Here is a 1,361-nt window from a genome sequence, read left to right on the forward strand (position 1 = left end):
GTATATAAAAGGGATATAAACAATTAATGGATGAATATCAACCCATATAAACTTAAAACCACCTCCCTTACCTGCTCTCGAAAGCAGCATAGCCAACTTTTTTATGTTTTGAGCCACAGCAGTTAGGAGGCATTGCTCTTGAATTTTTGCAAGCCCCCTGTAGCGTGCGTATCGAAGACCATGAAGTTCCTTCGCGTCAGCGAAGCTACGTTCAATCGTTTCTTTTCGACGCTTATATAAAGTTTTTCCACGTGGGCTCAAGCGATTTTGTCTAACCCACTCTTTTGCATCTTCCCATACATGACGTGTTAGGATTTTTGTGTGGTTCTTTGACTTTGTGCAATTCTTAAGAAAAGGACATTGCTTACAAATCTCGGGATTGGATTTGTACTGTCTGTATCCTTCACGGTTGGTCGTTCGATATGTAAGTTGATGCTTTGCTGGACAAAGATATACATCTTGCTCAGGAATATACTTAAATCTCCATTTCGGAAAGAGGTCTTTATCTGGTCGAAAACTCCGATGTGCAATAACCGTAAAGATTCCTTGTCCTCTCAATTCACGACAAATAGGCATAGTTAAATAACCAGAATCCAGAGCAACAGCTTTCACCGAAAAGCCGAAGCGGCTTTTCTGACGATTTAACCTTTCTAAATAAGGAACTGAATCATGGACATTTCCTGGTGTAACAAATACATCTGTAATGAAGTTATGTAAACCATCGACAGTACGATGATCGAGATAGAAAAAGCCTTCGGGTTTTCCATCTCGAACCATATAACCACTATCTGGATCGGTCGTACTTACACGAATTTCTTTCGTTTCAACCTTTATGGGCTTTTTTTTTAAAGGCTTCTTTCCGTGCTCTTCTCGATCTTGCTCAATTGCTTGTTCTAAATCATCCATATATCCTTTGGGAGTAACTTTAACTAATTGTTTTTTGAACTTTCCTTTATTGGCATTGGCTTTAAGAAAAGTGGAGTCACTAAAAAGCTCTTTTCCTTGAATAAATCCATGTTGGATCGCCTGAATGACAATTTCATCAAATATTTCCTGATAAATAGTGGAGCTTTGGAACCGTCTTCGACGGTTTTGACTGAAAGTAGATGCATGTGGGACTGGGTCGGTTAGAGATAACCCTACAAACCAACGGTAAGCGATGTTAACTTTAATCTCCTCAATGAGTCGGCGTTCGGAACGAATGCCGAACAAATATCCAATGAGTAGCATTTTAAATAACATAATTGGGTCAAGACATGGACGCCCATTATCTTGGCAGTATAATTCTTTACATTTCTCAGCAATGAAGGAGAAGTCGATCGTTTCATTAATTTTCCGTAACAAGTGATCTCGTGGAACTA

General features: G+C 39.2%; 1 protein-coding gene. It reads right to left on the reverse strand.

Translation table 11 applies throughout. From position 1 onward, the window contains the following. Positions 1–1,361 (reverse strand): IS1182 family transposase (locus CLV36_RS16885; protein WP_245888407.1); only part of this gene is annotated, 1,361 nt, incomplete at both ends.

Source organism: Laceyella sediminis (genome assembly GCF_003003125.1).
Lineage (GTDB): Bacteria > Bacillota > Bacilli > Thermoactinomycetales > Thermoactinomycetaceae > Laceyella > Laceyella tengchongensis.